Here is a 23,254-nt window from a genome sequence, read left to right as displayed (position 1 = left end):
ATTTCCTAACATAATTTTTTCTCTCTTATAGGTATATATATGTAACATGCCATTTTGATATCGTGAACAATGTTTAATATTCATCAAAAAAACCCGTTTAGTGAAAAAACGGGTTTAGAATTTCTTACATTAAATTTAGTTTTTTTGCTTCAAATATAAGCTCGTCCTTAAATTTCGGATGCGCAATTTCGATTAACGCCTTAGCCCTCGCTGATATCGATTTGCCTTTTAGCTCGGCTACACCATACTCCGTTACTACCTTATCTACTTCATTTTTGGAAGTTGTTACGACTGAGCCGTTTGTTAATAAAACTTTTATTCTCGATATGGTATCGTTTTTCGTAGTCGAATGCATGCATATAAATCCACGGCCATTTTCCGCAAAATTTGCTCCACGTGCAAAATCAAATTGTCCACCAGTGGAAGAATAATACTTGCCTGCAACTGTTTCAGAGGCGCATTGACCATATATGTCCACTTCCGTTGTGGCATTAATTGAAACGATATTATCCTCTTTGGCAATTAAGCGTGGATCGTTCGTTACATCAACTGTTTGGAATTCAACAATTGGGTTATTATGCAAAAATTCATATAATTTATCCGTCCCTAACGCAAAAGTACCAACGATTTTCCCCTTATTCGTTTTCTTCTGAGACCCATCGACTACACCTTTCTCCACTAAACCAACTACCCCGTCCGTTATCAGTTCCGTATGAATACCTAAATGGCGATGATTATTTAGTAAACTAATAACCGCATTTGGAATCGAACCTATCCCAGCTTGTAATGTATCACCGTTTTTAATATATTCTGCAACATATTCTGCAATCCGTATGTCTTTTTCTTCGATTACTGGGTCTGGATTTTTTACAAGCGGTGTATGATGCTCAATAAACCCTTCGATTTGACTAATATGTATTAAATTTTGACCAAATGTTCTTGGCATATGCTCATTTACTTCCAAGAAAAAGGGTGCATTTCCTATAAAACATGCAGCATAATCTGCTTGTGTTCCAAGCGTAAAATATCCGTGCTCATCCATCGGTGAAGCAACTGCCATTACAAGAGATGCTTTAGTATAATCCTTCATAATTCGTGGTACTTCATGAAAATAGTTTGGCATCAATTCACAATGCCCATTATGATAAGCTTTACGTGTAGCACCACTCAAAAAGTATGAGACATGTGATAAGTGTCCTTTATAAGCTCCACCTATATATTTACGTGGATGCATCGTTAACATTTGATGAATACGCACATCTTTTAAGTATTCTGCGTTCTCTTCCAAAACATCCAATAACTTTACTGGTTCTCCATTCGATATCGGTATAATAATATCTGCCCCTTCCTCAATATATGAGAGGACATCTTGAGGTTTTTTTAACTTCTGTTTGTAATACCCTTGAAAAATATTTACCATACAACACACTTCTCCGTTTCTGCTTTAAGCATGCATTTCACTTAAAAATATCACCTTTCCTTTAGCGTAACATAATCCTACTATTTTCACGGCTTTTTTATACAAAAAGAAAAGGCATCCATATGATACCCTTTCTCTGAAATACTATTCTCCACTAAAACTATTAACAATTTCCTTCGAGATATCCACATTCTTAGAAAAAATAGTGGAAAAGTCTCTTAGATATCCAAAGAAGATTAAATCTACTTCAAATAAATAATTTTTTTATCCACTATACACACTTTTATCCCCACTATACACAAAATGTTATAAAAAAAGCAGCTCACCTTTGAAAAGGGAACTGCCACATGTGTATAACTATTATTTAAACGCTTGGGCTGCATGTATAGCCTTTTTCCAGCCCTTGTATAAGTTTTCACGTCTATCTTCTTCCATATTCGGACTGAATTGCGTATCTAAATTCCAGTATTTCGAAATCTCGTCACGATCCTTCCAGAATCCAACTGCCAATCCTGCTAAATATGCTGCACCTAGTGCTGTAGTTTCATTAATTGATGGACGCTCTACTGGAACATCAAGTAAATCTGCTTGGAATTGCATTAACAAATTATTCATGACAGCTCCGCCATCCACACGTAATGTCTTTAACGAGATACCTGAATCTGCTTCCATTGCACCCAGCACATCTTTTGTTTGATACGCTAATGATTCAAGTGTTGCTCGTATGAAATGCTCTTTTTCTGTACCACGTGTTAAACCGAATACAGCACCACGTACATCACTATCCCAATATGGTGTACCTAACCCAACAAATGCGGGAACAACGTATACACCATCAGTAGAGTCAACCTTTTCTGCATAGCGCTCACTTTCTTTTGAATCATGGAACATCCGTAAACCATCACGTAACCATTGAATAGCCGAGCCCGCTACGAAAATGCTACCCTCTAATGCATACTCCACTTTACCATCTATTCCCCAAGCAATCGTTGTTAACAATCCGTTCTCGGATTTAACAGCCTTTTCACCTGTGTTCATGAGCATAAAACATCCTGTGCCGTAAGTGTTTTTCACCATGCCACTTTCAAAACAAGCTTGACCGAATAAAGCAGCTTGTTGGTCACCCGCAATACCAGCAATAGGTACTTCTTGACCAAAGAAGTGATTTCCATCCGTTAAACCATACACTTCAGATGAAGGACGAACTTCTGGTAGCATTGATGCTGGGACACCCAAAATCTCTAATAGCTCTTCATCCCATTTTAAGTCGTAAATATTATACATTAATGTTCTAGAAGCATTCGAATAGTCGGTTACATGTACTTTCCCATCTGTTAGTTTCCAAATCAGCCATGTATCAATCGTACCAAATAATAAATCACCATTCTCCGCTTTTTCTCTTGCCCCTTCAACATTATCTAAAATCCACTTCACTTTTGTGCCTGAGAAGTATGCATCAATAAGTAATCCCGTTTTATCTCTAAATAAATCATTATAGCCTTTATCTTTCAGCTCTTCACAAATGCCCGCTGTTTGGCGTGATTGCCATACGATAGCATTATGCACTGGTACTCCCGTATTTTTATCCCAAACAACAGTCGTTTCACGTTGATTGGTGATACCAATTCCTTGAACTTGATATGCATGGACATTTTTCTCTGAAAGGACACCCGCTATGACAGATGAAATTGAGCTCCAAATTTGCTCTGCATTATGCTCTACCCATCCTGATTGTGGGAAATATTGTGGAAATTCCTGTTGAGCACTATTAAAAATATTGCCTTCTTCGTCAAATAAAATTGCACGTGAGCTTGTAGTACCTTGGTCTAATGCCAGAATATACTTTTTTGTCATATGATGACCTCCAGATTTTAATTTATTATTCTATCTTACAACTTTATTCACTGTAGATTGTGCTCCTACGAAAATTGCTAGCACGATTACTCCAACTATCCAAAATGCGATACTATTTTCTCCTTCAAAAACTTGCTTATAAAATAATGCTCCAAACAATCCACCAATAATCGGACCGACTACTGGTACCCATGAATAACTCCAGTTGGAATCTCTTTTCCCTGGAATCGGTAGGAAGAAATGTGCTATACGAGGCCCTAAATCACGTGCTGGATTAATAGCATACCCTGTTGGGCCACCAAGTGCCATACCAATTACGATAATTAAAGCACCTACTATTAAAGGATTTAAGCCATCTGTAATATTATTTGTGCCTATAGCTAAAATACCAAGAACTAAGATAAATGTTCCAATCATTTCCGTTGTTAAATTTGATAACGGATGATTATATGCTGGTGCTGTACAAAATACACTTAGTTTAGCATCGGGATCTTCAGTTGGTTTCCAATGCGCCAAATAAGTTAGGTATACTAAAATAGCTCCAATAATTGCTCCAATCATTTGCGCAAGTATGAACATTGGAACATCTGCCCACTCGAACTTTCCGATCGTGGCTAATGCAATTGTCAATGCAGGATTTAAATGTGCACCACTTATCCCTCCAACTGCAAATGCTCCCATAGCTACTGCAAGACCCCAGGCAACAGTAATAACAATCCAACCACCATCTTTTCCTTTAGAACCTTTCAAAGAAACAGCCGCAACAACGCCGCCTCCGAACAATATCAAAATCATTGTCCCTACTATCTCGGCCATAAAAGTTGACATACCGTACTCCTCCTTCTTCATAACGATATAATGAAAGCGTAAACAATAAAATATATTCTCATAGAATTCAAGTTATGCTTATTCAATTATAATAATAATATGTTTCAAGGTTTGCTATGTAAAAAAATATGCTTAAAGAGTAATACATTAATTTGCAAATAAAAAGACCCCTCAAATAACTCAGTTATCTGAAAGGTCATCTAGTTGTGCTATTTACTCACTAATTGCATTCTTCAGCATTTGTTTACGCTCTATTTTTTTCACTAAGAAAATACTGATTTCGTAAAGCAAAATCATCGGTATTAAAACTAATAAATGACTAACAAAATCAGGTGGCGTTGTCATTGATGCAAAAACCGCCATAAATACATATGCCCATTTTCGAATCGCCTTCATTATATCTGCCGTAAGTAAACCAATTGAAGATAAAAATAGAGCTACAATCGGCAACTCAAATAAAATGCCGACGGGTACAGTTGTCATTATTAAGAAATGAATATACTCACTTGCCGATATCATAACATCAAAATTCGTCTGACCGATACTGATTAGAAATTTATAGCTAAGTGGGTTAACTACAAAAAAGCCAAAAGAAATACCAAGTAAAAATAGTAACAACATGACTGGAGAATACATCCCAAGAAAACGACTTTCATTTTCCTTTAATCCTGGTTTTATAAAACTCCATAAAAAATGCATTAAAAAAGGTAAGGCTAACCCAAGAGCCATAGTACTAGAGATTGACATATAAAACTTCACAACCTCTAATGGCCCTAAAATAACAAGTGAATTTCCTTTCGTAATAAAAGGAAACCACCAGTTAACTGATGCAAATACAACAAAAAAGAAAAAGAGAAAAACCACTAAACCTTTAATCAGCTGCTTACGTAAATCTGCTAAATGATCAAATAATGATTCAACCACATCTTTGACTGCCCATTCAGTAGCCGATGAATCTGTAGAGAGTACTGTTGAAACTACAACAGTTTCTTGTCCTTTGTCTGCTAATGCCTTTTTTATTGTTATCTCTGTCTCATAAGGTTCTTTGTCTAAAGGGCTTAATATTTTTTTACTGTTATTTTCATAAGGATCCATAGGCTAAATATTTACCTAAATTTCTTTTTTCTTTTCAGGTGGTGTTTCATCGTCGTCATCCATTAATCCCTTTGTAGACTTCTTGAATTCTGCAAAAGTTTTCCCTACTGCCGATCCGATTTCCGGCAATTTTTTTGGACCAAAGACAATAAGAACAATAACTAAAATAATGATTAAACCTGGTATTCCGATTGCAGATGGACTAAACATATTGCCTTCCTCCTTTATTAAACGAGCGAGCCGCCCTTTTTACTGTATTTGATAATACCCTCAGCACATCGATAAGCTAAAGCACCAACTGTTCCAGTAGGATTGTAACCACTATTATTCGAGAAGTTTCCAGCACCTACAACGAACAAATTATCTGCATCCCAATGTTGTAAGTAGTTGTTCACAACACCCTCTTCTGGCGTTAAGCTCATAACAGTTCCACCGGTATTATGTGTAGATTGATAAGGGACAATATTATATTGGTCAATTTCTGAATTGACTACAACTGTTTTTGCGCCCATCTCTTTTAAAATATCTCCACATTTTTTCGAAATATGTTTGTGTAATGCTCTGTCTTGATCTGTAAAGTTATAAGTCATCTGTAACAATGGGACACCATAGGAATCCTTATAAACATTATCTAACGATAAATAGTTCTCTTTGTGAGGTATTGATGCACCTTGACCACCAACCCCTAATGAGCGCGTATAATTTTCAATAGATTGCTTTTTAAACTCCGCTCCCCAAGTTGGCGTATCAGGTAAAATAGGATTTGTACCAATAGGTCTCGTGCCCGTTTGCGTTAATGCGACATTAGCACCATGAATAAATTTTAAATCTGAGTGATCAAAATTATCACCATTCAAATCATCAAAACACATACCTAAAGCACCTGCACCCATAAAAGTATTATATTGTTCATCAAAAAAGCCTGAAGCGCCAGGTAAAATTTGGTAGCAATAATTCCGACCTAGTGTTCCTTTTCCTGTTGTCGGGTCATACATTTCACCGATATTCGATACCATAAGTAATTTTGCATTATTCATGACATAACTTGTTAGTACTACAACATCTGCTGGCTGAATAAACTCTTCACCTGAAATTGTATCTAAATACTTTACTCCCGATACTTTATTTCCCTTTTTTACTACTTCTACAACATTTGCATGGAATCGTGGCTCAAAATTACCTGTTTTAGTTGCTGTTGGTACAACAGTAATTTCTGGTGATGTTTTCGCACCGTATTCACAGCCAAAACGTTCACAGAAACCACAATATTGACAGGCATTTATTTGTTCACCATCGGGATTTTTATATGGTTCCGACAGATTGGCAGACGGCATCATATATGGGCTATAACCTAATTTCCCGCTCGCCTTTTCAAACTTTTTTAAAAGGGGTGTTGTTTTCATCGCAGGTGTAGGATATGGATTTGATCGCTTACCGCCATGCTTGTTTTTTCCATCGCCTGATATACCCGTTGTTTTCTCAAATGTATCGAAATAAGGCTCAAGCTCTTCGTAAGTTAAACCCCAGTCTTGAATTAAATATTCGGCACCTAACTTATTCTTGCCATATTTTTTTTCAGTCATTGTTTTTATTTGAAAATCATAGGGTAAAAAGCGGAATGTTTGTCCATTCCAGTGTGTTCCTGATCCCCCTAATCCTTCACCTAACAAGAAAGAACCTAATTGGCGCATTGGTAATGCCTTCATTTTCCGATTATTACGGAATGTTATCGTTTCACGCGACAAATCTTGCATTAAATCATAACGTATAGCATAACGATACTCATCGTGAATTTGCTGGTAATCCGATGTACCTCGTTTCTGTCCGCGTTCAAGCCCTACTACTTTTAACCCTGCCTTTGCACACTCTGCAGCAATAATTCCTCCGGACCAACCAACCCCTACCGTTACTACATCTACTTTTGGTAAAGTCTTAACCATTATTATTCACCTCCATACTGAATAATCCTAAAGAGACTTAGGTTCATATTTTTTAAATTCATCTTTTTCAATCTCACCGATATATGCCATTTGATGCCCTGGGAAACCTTTCATTTTCCAACCTTCCATATTACGATTGCCTCCGTACATTGGATCAGCATAAGCGCCGTTTAGTGTTGCTGAGCGAAGAAGTGCGAAAAAAAATCCTGATGTCGTCCCTGACATCTTCACCTCATCTTTTTGGAAAGCTGTTAGTATTTCATCCATTTGTTTTTCGGTAATATCTGAAAAGCCCTTCTTAAAACGTTTCTTACTCTCATTCTCTAGAGCCATAACTCCTTGAGTGAAGATTTCAGCACGAGTAAGACGACTTTGATATCCTTGTGTAGGCGCCCCTTCAGCAAATGGTCCTTGCATGTACTCTTTAGAATTACTACCATAATTCCCTGCTAACTGGCGATCAATGAAGTACGGTACACCTAAATCAATAGCACCTGCCCCTAGATTATCTTTTGGAAAGATACGTTCAGTGGCATTTGATAAGACTTGAAAATCGGTCTGACTCATAAAGAACATTCGAGCCGGAACGCCAGTATGCTCATCATGCCCCGTTGTATTATTGGCATTTTTAGATGGCTTAGATTTTTTATTGGTGTTGTAGCCGATCAAACCGCCAATTATCCCACCACCGACTAATGTGCCTGTAGCAATACCCGTGGTTTTCAAAAAATCACGTCTCGATAAGTTTTTCCCCTCTTCACTCATATAGACAATCCTCCTTAACAAAAGTCGTGATAGCGACTATTTACCTTATAAAGTGAACTGATTATTCCGAAATTACAAGTCGTAAATAAATTAATGATTCCGGTGTTTGCACTCATAAAAATAAAAAAGCAGCCTCATTTGAGACTACTTTGCCCTATTTTACAATTTCTCAACCATTTTTTTAGCTGGGAAGGAGAAGAAAATATAATACTGTTTACATTAGTTTGGATCATAGTATTCATAACCCCTGGTCTAGCATCAACAGGGAACCGCCAAATCCATCGTAAAAACTCTGCATCAACCTTTTCAGGGCACCCCTCCCCCATATCAGGCCTTGTCCTCCCGCGATATTGCATAGTACGCTTTAATACTCGATAAGTGCAAAGCTTATTAGAAAAATCGAGAAAAATAATAAGATCCGCATATTTGGCTCGCATTTCTAGTGTAGAATCGAAATTCCCATCAATAATCCAAGCAGGCTTTTCAAGTTCTAAATGAAGTCTTTCTATAAAGTCTTCTTTATTAGATTTCTGCCAACCAGTTTTCCAATAAATAGCATCTAAATGAACGAGAGGCAATTCCCACAATTCACTTAATGTTCGTGACAATGTTGATTTCCCTGCCCCACTAGATCCAATAATCAAAACCCTTTGATGTTTCGCTGGGTATTTCATCTAACATCCCCCTAGCTTTTTACTATTTAATAATGAACTCTTCTAATGCCTTCACTACGCTATTAACAAAGGTATTACCCACTCCCCAATCAAAACGGAAAAAGGCACCTTCTCCACCACCAGAAGCGATTGCATGAATTTTCGTTTTACCCTCTAAATTGTCAACTGTTACTGTTAAGCTTGCACGATTACTAGTACGCATATAATACTTTTCAAGTATACAAACTATTACTTGTTGATCCCCTACAATACGTTCATATTGATCAATAAGCTTTCCAGAAAAACTGCCCTCCACAATATTTGTTTTAATACGTTTTAATACATCCTGTGGTTCAATTGATACGTAAAATTCTGTTCCATCCATAGCTCTCACTCCCTCTATGTATAACTCTAATACGTTAGGAATCTACTATTAGTTTCAAATTGAAAGAAAATTCACTTAACAAGAAGTTTAATCTTTGGCCTGAATTACTTGAACATTTGTATCATCGAACTGACTCACAACACGCTTATCTAATTTTGAATCCGTAATAATGTAATCAATTTGCTCAAGTGGAGCTATTCCACTCATGACATCTTTTTCAAATTTCGTACTATCCGCAGCGATATAAACTTCTTTTGAAATCTCTATAATTTTCTTTCTTGTTATTGCCTACAAAATAAAACGATCTTCTCTCAATAATTATTGAGAGAAGATCGTTATTAGTATCATAAAGGCCTATAAAAGGATATTCCCTCTTATATATTCCTACTCTAACTCTGTTTGTTTTGTCTCTGTACCTAGTGCAATAATTGCAACTACACCTACTATTATCGAGATACAGAAGATACCGAAGATCAAATTCAATTCATATCCTTTTGCTACAAGTGAACCTACAAGTAACGGTCCAAATATTCCGCCTAATCGTCCAACAGAGGCAGCCATACCAGCACCTGTACCACGAATAATTGTTGGATACTGCTCAGGCGTATAAGCATACAAAGCACCCCAAGCTCCTAGATTAAAGAATGATAAGAACATTCCAGCTACAAGTAAAAGACCAATTGTTTCCGCATTACCAAAAACAAGTGCACTGACAGCAGTTCCTAGCAAATAGGTAGCTAAAACAAATTTTCTGCCTGCTCTTTCAATTAGCCAAGCTGCTGTAAAATAACCTGGTAATTGTGCTAGCGTCATTATCAGCACATATTTAAAACTTGCTATTAAACTAAAACCCTTCATAACCATAACACTAGGCAACCACAAAAACATGCCATAATAAGAAAAAACAACTGTAAACCAAACAATCCAAAGCATTAATGTACGACGAGCATATTCTTTCGACCAAACATCTTTAATATTTTGACCGATATTACGTACAACATCTTTTTTGGCTGTAAACTGAGGCGAATCAGGTAAGTGTAACCGCAAGTATATCGCATAAACTGCTGGAAGAGCCGTTAATAATAAAGCAATTCGCCAGCCGTAGTTTGGTATAACAAAATATGAAATAAGTGCTGCTAATAACCAACCCCCAGCCCAGAAACTTTCTAACAAAACTACAACACGTCCACGTTCATGTGATGCAACACTTTCAGAAACAAGAGTTGAAGCTACCGGCAATTCACCACCAAGACCCATTCCAATGAAAAATCTCAAAATCATAAATGCTGCTAGAGTCGTCGTCAACGCAGATAAACCACTAGCAATAGAGAAAATTACAAGTGTCCATATAAATACAGATTTACGGCCAATACGATCGGCTAATATACCGAATACAAAGGCACCAACCGCCATTCCGATTGAGTTAACACTACCAATCCAACCCATTTCACTTGGTGATAGCATCCATTCTTTTGCTAAAGCTGCTATTACAAAAGATAAAATACCAACATCTAATGCATCAAACATCCATCCAACCCCCGCAATACCTAAAAGCTTATTACGAGATATCACCTTAGTACCTGCCTGTTGATTCGTTGTCATTATTGTTCCTCCATATGTCTTTACACTTGAATACACATTTGACTACCCTAACTATACACATCTTTATATTTTGTGACAAGATGCAAAAGAAATTCAATTGTTCCGAAAATTTAGCAATTACCTATTGAAACATATACCCAAAATGAGTTAAAATGTCTCTTATAGAAAAACAAATGTTTTTTCAGGATGAACACAAAGGAGAATGTTATCTATGTGGAAAGGTCTTATCGATCACTATAAAGAATATCTACCTGTCTCAGAAAATACACCTGCTCTTACTTTACATGAGGGTAATACACCACTCATTCATTTAAATACATTATCAAAAGAACTAAAAATCGATCTTTATGTTAAATATGAGGGTTTAAACCCAACAGGTTCATTCAAGGACCGTGGCATGGTAATGGCTGTAGCAAAAGCTGTTGAGGCTGGAAGTAAATTTGTTATTTGTGCTTCAACAGGCAATACATCAGCTGCAGCTGCTGCATATGCAGCACGCGCTGGCATCCAAGCTATTATCGTTATTCCAAAAGGTAAAGTAGCTGCTGGTAAACTAGCACAAGCTTACATGTATGGTGCAAAAATCATCGAAATTGATGGTAACTTTGATGAAGCACTTCAAATTGTTCGTGACATTAGTGAAAACACTTCAGTAACATTAGTAAATTCAGTTAATCCATACAGATTAGAAGGTCAAAAAACAGCTGCTTTTGAAATTTGCGACGATCTTGGCAGTGCACCAGATATACTTGCAATTCCTGTTGGAAACGCAGGCAACATTAGCGCTTATTGGAAAGGCTTTAAAGAATACAATGCCACCAAGCAAACAGGTCTACCAAAAATGTTTGGGTTCGAAGCAGAAGGTGCTGCAGCAATCGTCCGTGGAGAAGTAATACCACACCCAGAAACTGTTGCTACTGCTATTCGTATAGGGAATCCAGCAAGTTGGAAACTAGCCGAAGCTGCTCGTGATGAATCTGGAGGTAAAATCGCTGCAGTTACAGATGAAGAAATTTTAAATGCATACCGGCTAATCGCTTCTAAAGAAGGCGTCTTTGCAGAGCCAGGATCAGCCGCTTCTATTGCTGGTGTACTTCAATCCGTAGAAAACGGTTCAATTCCTAAAGGTAGTCGTGTGGTTGCTGTATTAACAGGAAACGGATTAAAAGACCCTGATACAGCCGTAAAGGCTTCTACTGTCGACATGGTTTCTTTAGCAAATGACGAAGCGGAAATCCGTACTTACATCGAGGGATTGCTATGACAACAAATTGGTCCATATCTGTTCCAGGAAGCACCGCTAATCTTGGACCAGGATTCGACTCTATTGGACTAGCATTAGGCCTCTATTTAACATTAGACGTAACTCTACAAGATCATTGGGAGTTTGAGCATCGCTCAGAACACCTTCCTGTTAATGTTAAAGTTGAAGACCATCTCGTCTATAAAGTTGCGAAAGAAACAGCCGAACGGTACAAAGCTACACTTCCTTCTTGTAAAGTTGTGATGCACAGTGAGCTACCACTTGCTCGTGGACTCGGAAGTAGCGCGTCTGCTATTGTGGCGGGTATTGAACTCACAAATCAAGTATGTGATTTACAACTTTCTATCGAAGAACGTTGTAAACTTGCTTCTAAAATGGAAGGGCATCCTGACAATGCAGCCGCATCTGTACATGGTGGTCTAACGATTGCTTCAACATTGCCAAACGGTCAATTAGAATTGATTAATGCACGAGATGTTGACGCTGCATTTGCTGTTTTCATTCCAAATGTTGAATTAAAAACAGAGGAAGCACGTAAAATATTACCGTCAAACTATGACAAAGCATACGCTGTTCATGCAAGCGCCAATGCCAATATGTTAACTGCTTCATTACTTATAAAAGATTATGAACGTGCAGGCAAATTCATGGAGCATGATTTATTTCATGAACCATTCCGCGCAAATTTAATCCCTAATTATCATGAAATTCGTCAAACAGCACAGGATGCAGGTGCCTTTGGTACAGCTATTAGCGGTGCCGGTCCAACTGTCATCTCGTTAATCTCAAAAGATCGCGTAGATGCTTTCGTTGCAAAAATGAAGCCCCTCTTCCCTTCTTATGATATTAAAGCCGTTCCAGTCGATATAAAGGGTGTTCAAGTTACAAAAGAATAATAGGAATGGAAAATGCCAAGAGCATATGTCTCTTGGCTCTTTTTCTTTGCAATAATCACCGATGTGTTATAGTTATGATCTTTCCTAAATCAAATGAATTGACATTACCCTCCCCTGTAACTATAATGATTACATGTTAGGCGGTGACCGATATGGTGAACAGTCGTGTTTCTGTTGCTATACACATTCTTTCTTTAATCGCTACAACAAATGATTCTAACCAACTTACATCTGAATGGATTGCTAGCAGTGTAAACACTAATCCCGTCGTTATACGTCGGATTAGTAGCCAGTTAAAAAAGGCAAACTTAATAGTCTCCAATGCAGGAGTTGCTGGATATCAATTAGTCAAAGAACCGAAAGACATTACGCTACTAGACATATATAGAGCCGTACAGGCACCAGAGGAGTTATTTGCAATACACGATAACCCTAACCCAGAATGTGCTGTCGGAAAAAAAATTCAATCCACTTTAGATAACGTATTTCAATCTGTTCAGCGAGCAATGGAAGATAAATTGACAGAAGAAACGCTACAAGATGTATTAGATCAACTCTTTCACTAAGAGGCGATCTTTTTTTACAAACAACTTGTAACCATATTAGTTACAACAAATTCTAAGGAGGCAATCATTATGAAAATTGGTATTATTGGTGCAACAGGTAAAGCAGGTAACTTTATTTTAAAAGAAGCAGTATCACGTGGGCACGAGGTAACTGCAATCGTTCGCAGTGCTGCAAAAATAGTGGCTGAAAATGTTGCTGTTATAGAGAAAGATATCTTTTCATTAACAACAGAAGATGTACAAAAGTTTGACGTTATCGTTAATGCATTCGGGGCTCCAGCAGGAGAAGAACATTTACACGTAGAAGCTGGACGCAAGCTTATCGACATTCTACAAGATGCAGCGAGTACAAAACTATTTGTAGTTGGTGGAGCAGGTAGCCTTTTTGTTGATCCAGAAAAAACAGTGACAGTGATGTCTACACCAGATTTCCCTGCAATTTACTTACCAACAGCTGAAAACCAAGGCAAAAACTTAGAGGACTTGAAAGCATCATCTATCACTTGGACATTCTTAAGTCCATCTGCTTTCTTCGATCCAGAAGGTCCACGCACTGGTCAATATATCGCAGGAATAGACCATCTATTAGTCAATACTAAAGGTGCAAGCTACGTTAGCTATGCTGACTATGCTATCGCTGTATTAGACGAACTAGAAAACCCAAAACATGTGAATGAAAGATTCACTGTAGCATCTGAAAACTAAATAACATACTAAAAAACAGGCCCCATGATAATGGGACCTGTTTTTTTAAACTAATAATACTAAACTAATAGCCATTACAGCCATACCGGCAATAACACCATATATCGATGTATGAGCCTCGTCATATTTCTTTGCAGCTGGCAATAATTCATCTAACGAAATAAATACCATAATACCAGCAACACCAGCAAAAAGCACTCCGAACACAATATCATTTAAAAATGGCATTAAAATCAAATATGCTACAAATGCTCCAACTGGCTCAGCTAAACCGGATAAAAATGAAAGCTTAAATGCTTTTTTACGATCTCCTGTCGCAAAGAAAATCGGGACAGAGACAGCAATTCCCTCTGGAATATTATGAATAGCAACCGCAATTGCAATCGCAATACCGAGATTTGGATCTTGCAATGCAGATGCAAATGTCGCAATTCCCTCTGGAAAGTTATGAATACCAATTGCAAGCGCGGTGAATATACCCATCTTCATTAACTTGGCATATTCATCATTTGATGGTCCCGTCTGCATATCTTCAACCTTTTTTACTTCATGAGGATTTTCGTGTTTTGGGATCATTTTATCAATGAGTGCTATTAACAGCATTCCAGCAAAAAAACCAATTACCGTGAATGTGTATCCTTGCTTCTCCCCTAACTCACCAACGAGCGAATCTTTAGCTTTCACAAATATCTCAATAAGTGAAACATAAATCATGACACCTGCAGAAAAACCCAAAGAAAACGATAGGAACTTCGTATTTGTCCTCGAAGTGAAAAATGCTATTAAACTACCTACTCCTGTTGCTAAACCAGCGAAGAGCGTTAACGCTAAAGCAAAAACGACATTTCCATCCATATACTCAACTACTTTCTCTATTAAAATGTTAATTTCATTGTATGCAAAAAGTTTCCTCAACGCAACTTTCTTTAAGTAATAAAAATAAAATGAGCCAAAGAAAATTTCAGATAACGGTAACATTTTTATACGTGCACAATTTAATGAATCACACTTTTGAGTTCAATCAATGAATCCAATCCTTTGTTATTGTGATTTGTAAATCCTTATAATAGTTATTACATGATACAAATTTTTTATCATATCACTATTTTGGAGTGACCTCTTATGGACTATATAAAACGCGGTAGCGTTAACTTCCGAAACGCGAATTTAGCTTTATTCGCAGGAGCCTTTAGTACATTTGCAAATTTATACATGACACAACCATTACTCCCAACTTTCACAGAAGTGTTCCACATTTCGCCTACAGTAGCGAGTTTGTCATTATCTGTAACGACTTTAACATTAGCGTTCAGCATGCTAATCATTGGCTCATTATCAGAGGCTTGGGGCAGAAAGAAAATTATGGCATTCTCTATGTTTGCAGGTGCTATTTTAACTTTATTTATTGCTTTAGCACCTAATTATTCAATTTTACTTACATTAAGAATTGTACAAGGCATTGTATTTGCTGGGTTGCCCGCCATTGCTATGGCTTATTTAGGAGAAGAAGTCGAACCTAAAAGTTTAGGTATCGCAATGGGATTATATATTAGTGGTAATACAATTGGTGGATTGGGTGGGCGAATCATCGTTGGGACGATGACCGATTTATTCAGTTGGCGGATTGGGATGATTGCAATTGGGGTGATTAGTTTTATTGTGAGTTTCGCCTTCTACTTTTTGCTTCCTTCTTCTAAACACTTTGAAGCGAAGAAACTTAATGTAAAAGGACTGTTACATTCAATGATCCTTCATTTGAAAGATCCTGCTTTACTAAGTTTATTCGGACTAGGCTTTTTGTTAATGGGGAGCTTTGTCACGCTTTATAATTATATCGGCTTTCAATTGGTAGCACCTCCATTTTCTTTAAGCCAAACAATTGTCGGTTGGATATTCATCATCTACCTTGTAGGTACATTTAGCTCTACATGGTTTGGCAGCCTTTCTGATCGTTTCGGAAAATATAAAATGTTAGTCATTGCAATAGTCATTATGTTTATTGGTGGTATTATCACATTAGAAAACCACTTACTTTTAAAGATAGCTGGTATCGCTATTTTCACATTCGGATTCTTTGGTGGACATTCTATCGCTAGTAGTTGGGTTGGTCGACGTGCTACACATGATAAAGCACAGGCATCCTCACTGTACTTATTCTTTTACTATGTAGGTTCAAGTGTTGGCGGAACGGTAGGGGGAATATTCTGGACAGTATATGGCTGGCATGGGGTAATTGGTATGATTATAAGTTTTCTACTTGCCTCTTTCATATTAGCTTTTTACTTGCGTAAAACTCTGCATGAGCAAGCTCTATAGGGGATATGTGGTTAGGTAACTAACAAAACTAACTTCATTTGAATGATTATTCTATTGTTAGTATGAGTGGATACTATCCTATTAGATTAATAGATCCAACCTTAAAAAGGGTCTTTCATCTATTTTTTAACCGATTTCGAAATAAAACAACCAGTTGTCGATACCTACTCGACGACTGGTTGTTTTACTCCGATTAATTTCAAATAACGTAATACTAAGTATTTTATTGTTCTTCTATTTTTTCCTGTGCTAACTCTTTAAATACTCGTTTTCTTCGTTCATACCATATTACAGCAAGGATAAACCATGTGTAACCCATCGACCAGCCCGCTAACACGTCTGAAGCGAAGTGACGGCTTTCAGCAATACGGGACAAACCAATAAGTACCGTCATCATAACGGCTCCTACCCAAGTGAATATCTTTATCTTTTTAGAATATTGATATTCATTTGCTATATAGGCTAATGTAAATAAATATAAAATCCCAGTCATGGAATGTCCTGATGGAAAACTAAAACTTTTTAGCTGCTCAGGTATGTCAGGACGTGGTCTCTGCACCCACACTTTCAATAACTGATTAAGCACATTACCAGCTGCTATTGTTACAAGGGCAAAAAACATTCCTCGGTAATTGTGATCCCTTATCCATAACACTAATAATAATATAATGGCAATGACCACAACGAAAGCTGGTTCACCAAAATAATGGAAAAGACCTAAAAAATTATTACCCTTCAACAAACCTGATGCCCACTGATCTAAATTGAATACCCAATTACTTTTTATATTTAAAAAGAGAACGATATAAACGATCGTGGTAACTATCGCAAGTGGATAAAACAACTTTTTCATACTAATACCTCCTCACGCTTGCGATTAACATTAATTCTACTATAGCTCTTTTCTACTCGATGTAATAGCAAAATGAACGAAAACAATAAAAAAATGCTCTAGCATCAAGCTAGAGCATTTTCAGTAATAATAAGCTAGGGGAGCCTACTTTATTTTGTTACTTTTACTTCATAGACGTTTTGGCTTGATTCGATTATATACTCTGGTTTAGGCTTGCCGATCTTCGCTTTATGACCAGCGATGTGCTCCGGACTCTTCTCCCAATTTTTCCAATCCTCTTCACTTTGCCATTGAACAAGAATCATTACTTCCTCGTCTCCACGTCTAACTTTCTTCACAAGTACTTTCATATCAATGAAACCAGGTTGCTTCGCTAATGGTGTATCGCCACTAAAACGTTCCACAACTTGTCCAGAAAAGCCTTCCTGTACAATTATTCGTTTCGCTTGATAAAACATATTATAGTGCCTTTTCTACTTCATCAACCATTAATGATACTGATTGTAATCCGCCACCTGATAGGTACCAAACTTCTGGGTTTAAGTAGAACATTTTGCCGTCTTTATAAGCATTTGTTTTCTTCACTAAAGCATTTTCGATTGAGTCTTTAGCAGATGCACCTTCAGTTACTACTGCATCGCGGTCAACTACAAAGATAATATCCGGATTTTTTTCAAGAATGTATTCAAACGATACGTTTTGTCCGTGAGTTGAAGCTTCAATACCTTCATCAGCTGCTTTAAAACCAAATACATCATGAATTACACCAAAACGAGATGCTGGACCGTAAGCACTGATTTTACCTTCTGAACCTAGAATGATTAATGCTTTTTTATCTAAAGCAGATGCTTTTTCGTTAATTGTAGCAATTTTATCATCAACTTTTGTTAGTTCTTCTTTTACTTGATCTTCTTTATCGAAGATTTTACCAGCTAATTCTGTGTTAGCTTTGAATGATTCCATGTATTTTGTAGTGTCTAATCCTACATATACAGTTGGAGCGATTTCTTTTAGTTGTTCATAAAGACTAGCTTGACGACCAGAGATGAAGATAACATCTGGTTTTAATGCTGCAATCGCTTCAAAATCAGGCTCTTTTAAAGAACCAACGTTTTTATAATCAGCGCTTTTATATTTTTCAAGATACTTTGGAACTGAGTCTTGTGGTAATGCAGCAACTTTAACACCTAAAGTGTCAAGAGTATCTAAGAATCCCATATCAAATACAACAACTTTTTCAGCGTTTTTCTTAACTTTCACTTCATCTTTAACGTTATCAGAAGTTCCGTCATCTTTTGAAATACCGAAGTCATTTGTAATCGTAATTTCTTCTGCTTTTGAACCTGAAGTTTCTTCTTTTTTATCGTCTTTAGAGCCACAAGCTGCTAATACTAAAAGCATTGCAAAAACTATCGTAAGTAATTTCCAGTTTTTCATTGGGTAAAGTCTCCTTTTGTTATGAATTAAAATAGACACAAATACGGCAACTATTCATTTCTTGAATAGGTATATCCATATCGTAAATTTCTTTTAATGACTCTGAGTTGATAATGTCATTGGTTGGACCGTCTTTTACAATACGGCCATCTTTTAAAGCAACAATTCGATCTGAGTAAACAGAAGCAAAGTTAATATCATGCAAAACAATAACTACTGTTTTCCCTAAATCATCCACAAGTTTTCTTAGGATTTTCATAATCTGCACGGAGTGCTTCATATCTAAGTTGTTAAGTGGTTCATCAAGTAATATATATTCGGTATCTTGTGCGATAACCATTGCGATAAAAGCACGTTGGCGTTGGCCACCAGATAATTCGTCCAAAAAATCATATTGGATTTCTTCTAAATTCATATACTCTATCGCTTGGTCGATCATTTTTACATCTTCCTCGTTTAAGCGACCTCGAGAATATGGGAAACGACCAAAAGATACAAGCTCACGAATCGTCAAACGCACATTCATATAGTTTGATTGTTTTAAAATTGATACCCGTTTAGCAAAATCATTTGATTTTAATTTCTTTACATCTGAGCTGTCTAGTAATACATCTCCAGTGTCTGCATCAAGTAAACGACTTACCATCGACAGAAGTGTAGATTTACCTGCACCATTTGGTCCGATAAATGACGTGATTTTGCCCCGTTGAATATCGACACTTACCTTATCAACTACAACTTTCTTGCCGAAAAGTTTAGATATTTCTTTCACTTGGATCATGCAGATCGACTCTCCCTTAATAATAGATAGATGAAGTAGATACCACCGACAAAGTTGACGATAACACTTAATGTTGTTGAGAATGTGAACACACGCTCAACGATCCATTGCCCACCAATTAGCGCCACTAAACTCATTAGACCGGCACCAGTGATTAACACTGTATGCTTGTACGTTTTAAAGAATTGATAAGACAGGTTTGCAACGATTAAACCGAAGAAAGTTATCGGTCCAACTAGCGCCGTAGATGACGCAATTAAAATCGCTGAAATAACGAGCATGCGTTTGACGACTTTATCATAAGGAACACCTAAGTTGATGGCATTGTCTCTCCCTAGGGATAATACATCCAAGTCGCGAACCATTCGCCACCCGTATATCATCGTCACTAGTACGATAATTAATGCAAACCAAACTAAGTCTCCACTTACGTTATTGAAGCTGGCAAACATTTTATCCTGCACGCGCATAAATTCGTTCGGATCAATTAATACTTGCATGAATGTCGTGATGCTACCTAACAAAGTCCCAAGAATAATACCTACAAGAAGTAGGAAATAAATTGGTTGTTTTCCTGTACGGAAAAGAAATTTGTATAGTAGAAGTGCGAATCCAATCATGACGACTAATGAAATAACGAAGTTTACTTTTGTATTAAGAACTACTATATGCCCGGAACCTAAGAAGAAGATAATCACTGTTTGCAATAGCAGATAAAGTGAATCTAGTCCCATAATACTTGGCGTTAAAATACGGTTATGCGTAATTGTTTGGAAAACAACTGTTGAATACGCAATTGCAATACCCGTTATGGCCATTGCTAGCACTTTAATACCTCGGCGAGGCAATGCATAGTCATAACTTCCATTTAAACCTTGAAATAAATATAATCCACAGAATACTGCAGCAAATGCTGCTAATAGGATCATTTTTGTACTGTTACGCATACGCCTTCCCCCTAAATAACAAGTATAGGAAGACGCCACTACCAATTACCCCAACCATTAAGCTAATTGAAATCTCATATGGATAAATCAATATCCTGCCTAGAATATCGCAGGCTAATAAGAAAATTGCACCTAATAATGCGGTATGCGGAAGTGTTTTTTGTAAATGATCTCCCTTGAAGATCGATACAATGTTCGGAATGATTAAACCAAGGAAAGGTATCATCCCAACCGTTAGCACAACGGTTGTTGTAACGAGTGCCACGAGGATTAAACCAAAGTTAACGATTCTTTTATAAGCAAGGCCAAGATTTTTCGAGAAATCTTCACCCATACCTGCAACCGTAAATCGGTTCGCATATAAATAAGCGATGATTAAAATAGGTACACTTATGTATAGAAGTTCATAACGACCCTTCATAATCATAGAGAAATCACCTTGTAACCACGAAGATATATTTTGAATGACATCCGCTTTATAAGCGAAAAACGTCGTGATAGACGATAAAATATTACCGAACATTAAACCAACAAGTGGAATAAAAATGGCATCCTTGAATTTAATACGATTTAAAATTTGCATAAATAAAAGCGTGCCGGCTAGCGCAAATACAAATGAAACCGCCATTTTTTCAATCAAAGATGCATTCGCAAACAGTAACATCGATACTAGTATGCCTAGCTTAGTGGCATCTAATGTACCTGCAGTTGTTGGCGAAACAAATTTATTTCTACTTAAACTTTGCATGATCAAACCTGCTATACTCATTCCCATACCAGCTAAAATGATGGCTACTAGTCTAGGTAAACGACTAATTAAGAAAATTTGAGTTTCTTCAGATTCAAAATCTAGCAAATCTGTCGGAGAGATTCGGCTCACTCCCACAAAAAGCGATATTAATGATAACAAGATAAGTGCTATAAAAAGGTATCGTTTCTTCATTGTAATCCCCGATGTATTCATTTTATGAGTAAATGATCTTCTTATTGAAAATGATTATCATTGACTCACAATTTCCATTATAACATGACGACTTTTTCCGTCAACCCTAAATGAAAATGATTATCACACTACAATGACAGTTTTATGAATTCAGAATGTTGCTTATTACCCTAAAACACCGGTATAGAGCGATTTCAAAGTAAAACGCTTACAAAACATCTCATTCTATTAGACTCTATTTCTTCTTATCTATTCGGACTAATTTCGTTGTAAATACATAATACCCTAGGATTTTATGCATTAGTTTCTTATTTTTCTTATAAATAAAAAAGCACTGAGATTTGGATGATCTCAGCGCTTTTAAAATTGTTTATTAACGAATACCTTGCATCGCTTTCGAAATCATTGGTGAAATTATTAACATCACGATACCAAGAAGTACAGAAACTGTACCTATTGTACCGAAGTATGCAACTTCACTAATCTTATCGAATATTTTTACTAACTGTGCATTCACCGCTTGGGCTGCTGCGCTCGTTAGGAACCATAAACTCATGGTTTGTGCACTAAATGCCTTAGGTGCTAATTTCGTTGTAACAGATAGCCCTACTGGCGATATTAATAATTCTCCTATTACTACTAGGAAGAAGCTCAGTACTAGCCACCAAGGACTTACTAAAGCTGTACCTCCAGAAAGAAACGCGGGAATTACCATGACTATGAATGAGAATCCAGAGAAAAATAATGCTAATGAAAATTTAACTGGTGTAGAGGGTTGGCGCGTCCCCAGTTTCATCCAAATCCAAGCGAATAAAGGTGCCATTGTAATAATAAACAAAGGATTTAATGACTGGAACCAAGAAGATTCCAATTTAATTGGACCAAGGTTTAAATCAGTACGTGAGTCAGCATACGTTCCTAGAATATTTGACCCTTGCTCTTGGATCGCCCAAAACATTACAGCAGCAATGAACATTGGTATATAAGCCAATACACGAGATTTTTCTTCAGCGTTAGTTTTTGGACTTCTATACATCACCACAAAGAATGCAGTAGGAATTAAAATTCCCAAAATAGAGATGAATAATATAACATTGTTAATCGTTAATTGATCGTTTATATACGCAATCACTGCAAGTACTGCAATAATTGCAACGCCAATAATTGTTTTTATTGCTAATTTTGAGAATTCATCTTTTGTTAATGGATTATTAATTTGTTTACCTGCTAAACCTAGATATTTCTTAGCTGTAATTACATACATTACTAACCCAACAAACATTCCTATTGCAGCAACACCAAAACCTAAATGGAAGCTGTACTTTTGTCCAATTGTTCCGACTATTAATGGAGCAATGAATGAACCTAAGTTAATACCCATATAAAAAATACTGAATCCAGCATCTCTACGGTTATCGGTTTCAGCATAGATGTCACCAACAATGCTTGAAACGTTTGGTTTTAATAAACCTGTACCCATTACAATGAATACCATTGAAATTAGTAGCATTGTCAATCCACCTGGGAATGCCAAACAAATATGACCTAGCATTATTAAGACACCACCGTAAAACACGGTTCTTCTGGTACCTAATACACGGTCAGCAATCCAACCACCAATAATCCCTGACATATATACAAGTGAGCCGTATATAGCGAAAATTGAGTTGGCTGTCGTTCGATCTAAACCTAGACCACCATCATTTAAACTATAGTACATAAAGTAAAGTAAAATGGCTCGCATGCCATAGTATGAAAAACGTTCCCAGAATTCAGTAAAGAATAAGGTTAATAATCCTTTAGGATGACCAACAAAACCTTTTTGGGGTACCGACTTAACGATATCTTCTTTCGTTATCATTTAATTTCCCTCTTTCCAATAAGTAAATAGGCTATCTATTTTCAGAAAAAACAGTAAGTCTATTATAAATAGACAGTTGTACGCATGTCAAAGAATAGAAGTTTGCAAAATATTGATTATTTTAACATTTTTTTGAATTGTTA

Annotated in this window: 23 protein-coding genes; 5 read left to right on the top strand and 18 right to left on the bottom strand. The window is 36.8% G+C overall.

Features of this window, described 5'->3' with window-relative positions:
• Positions 1–124: 124 nt before the first annotated feature.
• From MHH98_RS01610 to MHH98_RS01560, 10 genes are all read right to left on the bottom strand, one after another.
• The gene (locus MHH98_RS01610) at positions 125–1,420 is read right to left on the bottom strand and encodes an acetyl-CoA hydrolase/transferase family protein (protein ID WP_340712185.1); all 1,296 of its coding nucleotides are present in this window, start codon (positions 1,418–1,420) and stop codon (positions 125–127) included.
• Between the two features lie 360 nt (positions 1,421–1,780).
• On the bottom strand, positions 1,781–3,274 hold the full coding sequence (gene glpK, locus MHH98_RS01605; RefSeq protein ID WP_038186123.1) for a glycerol kinase GlpK: 1,494 nt from the start codon (positions 3,272–3,274) through the stop codon (positions 1,781–1,783).
• A gap of 30 nt (positions 3,275–3,304) precedes the next feature.
• Entirely contained in the window at positions 3,305–4,102 is a 798-nt protein-coding gene (locus MHH98_RS01600; RefSeq protein ID WP_038186126.1) for an MIP/aquaporin family protein, read from the bottom strand.
• A gap of 213 nt (positions 4,103–4,315) precedes the next feature.
• Positions 4,316–5,197 (bottom strand): twin-arginine translocase subunit TatC, encoded by an 882-nt coding sequence (gene tatC / locus MHH98_RS01595; protein ID WP_076034768.1) that lies wholly within the window; start codon positions 5,195–5,197, stop codon positions 4,316–4,318.
• Positions 5,198–5,212: 15 nt separating this feature from the next.
• Positions 5,213–5,407 (bottom strand): twin-arginine translocase TatA/TatE family subunit, encoded by a 195-nt coding sequence (gene tatA / locus MHH98_RS01590; RefSeq protein ID WP_038186132.1) that lies wholly within the window; start codon positions 5,405–5,407, stop codon positions 5,213–5,215.
• Between the two features lie 17 nt (positions 5,408–5,424).
• On the bottom strand, positions 5,425–7,137 hold the full coding sequence (locus MHH98_RS01585) for a GMC family oxidoreductase (RefSeq protein WP_038186135.1): 1,713 nt from the start codon (positions 7,135–7,137) through the stop codon (positions 5,425–5,427).
• 27 nt (positions 7,138–7,164) lie between these two features.
• A complete protein-coding gene (locus MHH98_RS01580; RefSeq protein WP_038186139.1) occupies positions 7,165–7,902 on the bottom strand; it encodes a gluconate 2-dehydrogenase subunit 3 family protein in 738 nt (245 codons plus the stop codon).
• Between the two features lie 134 nt (positions 7,903–8,036).
• Positions 8,037–8,576, bottom strand: a complete 540-nt coding sequence (locus tag MHH98_RS01575) for an adenylate kinase (protein WP_038186142.1) — start codon at positions 8,574–8,576, stop codon at positions 8,037–8,039.
• Positions 8,577–8,598: 22 nt separating this feature from the next.
• Complete coding sequence (locus MHH98_RS01570; protein WP_038186157.1) at positions 8,599–8,940, bottom strand: DUF6054 family protein; 342 nt, start codon at positions 8,938–8,940, stop codon at positions 8,599–8,601.
• Positions 8,941–9,324: 384 nt separating this feature from the next.
• Positions 9,325–10,542 (bottom strand): MFS transporter, encoded by a 1,218-nt coding sequence (locus tag MHH98_RS01560; RefSeq protein ID WP_038186167.1) that lies wholly within the window; start codon positions 10,540–10,542, stop codon positions 9,325–9,327.
• Between the two features lie 211 nt (positions 10,543–10,753).
• On the opposite strand from MHH98_RS01560, the gene thrC reads away from it, so the two are divergent.
• From thrC to MHH98_RS01540, 4 genes are all read left to right on the top strand, one after another.
• A complete protein-coding gene (thrC, locus tag MHH98_RS01555) occupies positions 10,754–11,806 on the top strand; it encodes a threonine synthase (protein WP_340712184.1) in 1,053 nt (350 codons plus the stop codon).
• Positions 11,803–12,702, top strand: a complete 900-nt coding sequence (gene thrB / locus MHH98_RS01550) for a homoserine kinase (RefSeq protein WP_038186171.1) — start codon at positions 11,803–11,805, stop codon at positions 12,700–12,702. Before thrC ends, thrB begins: the two co-directional genes overlap by 4 nt.
• A gap of 152 nt (positions 12,703–12,854) precedes the next feature.
• Positions 12,855–13,268, top strand: coding sequence for an Rrf2 family transcriptional regulator (locus tag MHH98_RS01545; protein WP_038186173.1), 414 nt, complete (start codon positions 12,855–12,857; stop codon positions 13,266–13,268).
• A gap of 69 nt (positions 13,269–13,337) precedes the next feature.
• A complete protein-coding gene (locus MHH98_RS01540) occupies positions 13,338–13,973 on the top strand; it encodes an NAD(P)-dependent oxidoreductase (RefSeq protein WP_038186176.1) in 636 nt (211 codons plus the stop codon).
• A 45-nt stretch (positions 13,974–14,018) separates the two neighbouring features.
• Here MHH98_RS01540 and zupT read toward each other — a convergent pair whose 3' ends face one another.
• Positions 14,019–14,828: a zinc transporter ZupT gene (gene zupT / locus MHH98_RS01535; RefSeq protein ID WP_038186596.1), complete on the bottom strand. Its 810-nt coding sequence runs from the start codon at positions 14,826–14,828 to the stop codon at positions 14,019–14,021.
• A gap of 267 nt (positions 14,829–15,095) precedes the next feature.
• Here zupT and MHH98_RS01530 point away from each other — a divergent pair, with 267 nt between their 5' ends.
• Positions 15,096–16,289, top strand: coding sequence for an MFS transporter (locus tag MHH98_RS01530; RefSeq protein WP_340712183.1), 1,194 nt, complete (start codon positions 15,096–15,098; stop codon positions 16,287–16,289).
• Positions 16,290–16,512: 223 nt separating this feature from the next.
• Here MHH98_RS01530 and MHH98_RS01525 read toward each other — a convergent pair whose 3' ends face one another.
• The 7 genes from MHH98_RS01525 to MHH98_RS01495 form a co-directional block, all read right to left on the bottom strand.
• Positions 16,513–17,142, bottom strand: coding sequence for a phosphatase PAP2 family protein (locus MHH98_RS01525; RefSeq protein WP_038186189.1), 630 nt, complete (start codon positions 17,140–17,142; stop codon positions 16,513–16,515).
• Positions 17,143–17,291: 149 nt separating this feature from the next.
• On the bottom strand, positions 17,292–17,600 hold the full coding sequence (locus MHH98_RS01520; protein WP_076034765.1) for an antibiotic biosynthesis monooxygenase family protein: 309 nt from the start codon (positions 17,598–17,600) through the stop codon (positions 17,292–17,294).
• 1 nt (position 17,601) lies between these two features.
• Entirely contained in the window at positions 17,602–18,579 is a 978-nt protein-coding gene (locus MHH98_RS01515; protein WP_038186195.1) for a siderophore ABC transporter substrate-binding protein, read from the bottom strand.
• Between the two features lie 19 nt (positions 18,580–18,598).
• Positions 18,599–19,360: an iron ABC transporter ATP-binding protein gene (locus MHH98_RS01510; RefSeq protein WP_038186197.1), complete on the bottom strand. Its 762-nt coding sequence runs from the start codon at positions 19,358–19,360 to the stop codon at positions 18,599–18,601.
• Complete coding sequence (locus tag MHH98_RS01505; RefSeq protein WP_038186201.1) at positions 19,357–20,307, bottom strand: iron chelate uptake ABC transporter family permease subunit; 951 nt, start codon at positions 20,305–20,307, stop codon at positions 19,357–19,359. Before MHH98_RS01505 ends, MHH98_RS01510 begins: the two co-directional genes overlap by 4 nt.
• Positions 20,300–21,250 carry an ABC transporter permease gene (locus MHH98_RS01500; protein WP_038186205.1) on the bottom strand — a complete coding sequence of 317 codons (951 nt, stop codon included), beginning with the start codon at positions 21,248–21,250 and terminating at the stop codon, positions 20,300–20,302. Before MHH98_RS01500 ends, MHH98_RS01505 begins: the two co-directional genes overlap by 8 nt.
• Before the next feature lie 373 nt (positions 21,251–21,623).
• Positions 21,624–23,111: a peptide MFS transporter gene (locus tag MHH98_RS01495; protein ID WP_038186208.1), complete on the bottom strand. Its 1,488-nt coding sequence runs from the start codon at positions 23,109–23,111 to the stop codon at positions 21,624–21,626.
• Positions 23,112–23,254: the final 143 nt, after the last annotated feature.

It is taken from the genome of Viridibacillus sp. FSL H8-0110 (genome assembly GCF_038003565.1).
GTDB lineage: Bacteria > Bacillota > Bacilli > Bacillales_A > Planococcaceae > Viridibacillus > Viridibacillus arenosi.
This window is presented reverse-complemented; position numbering and strand designations above follow the sequence as displayed.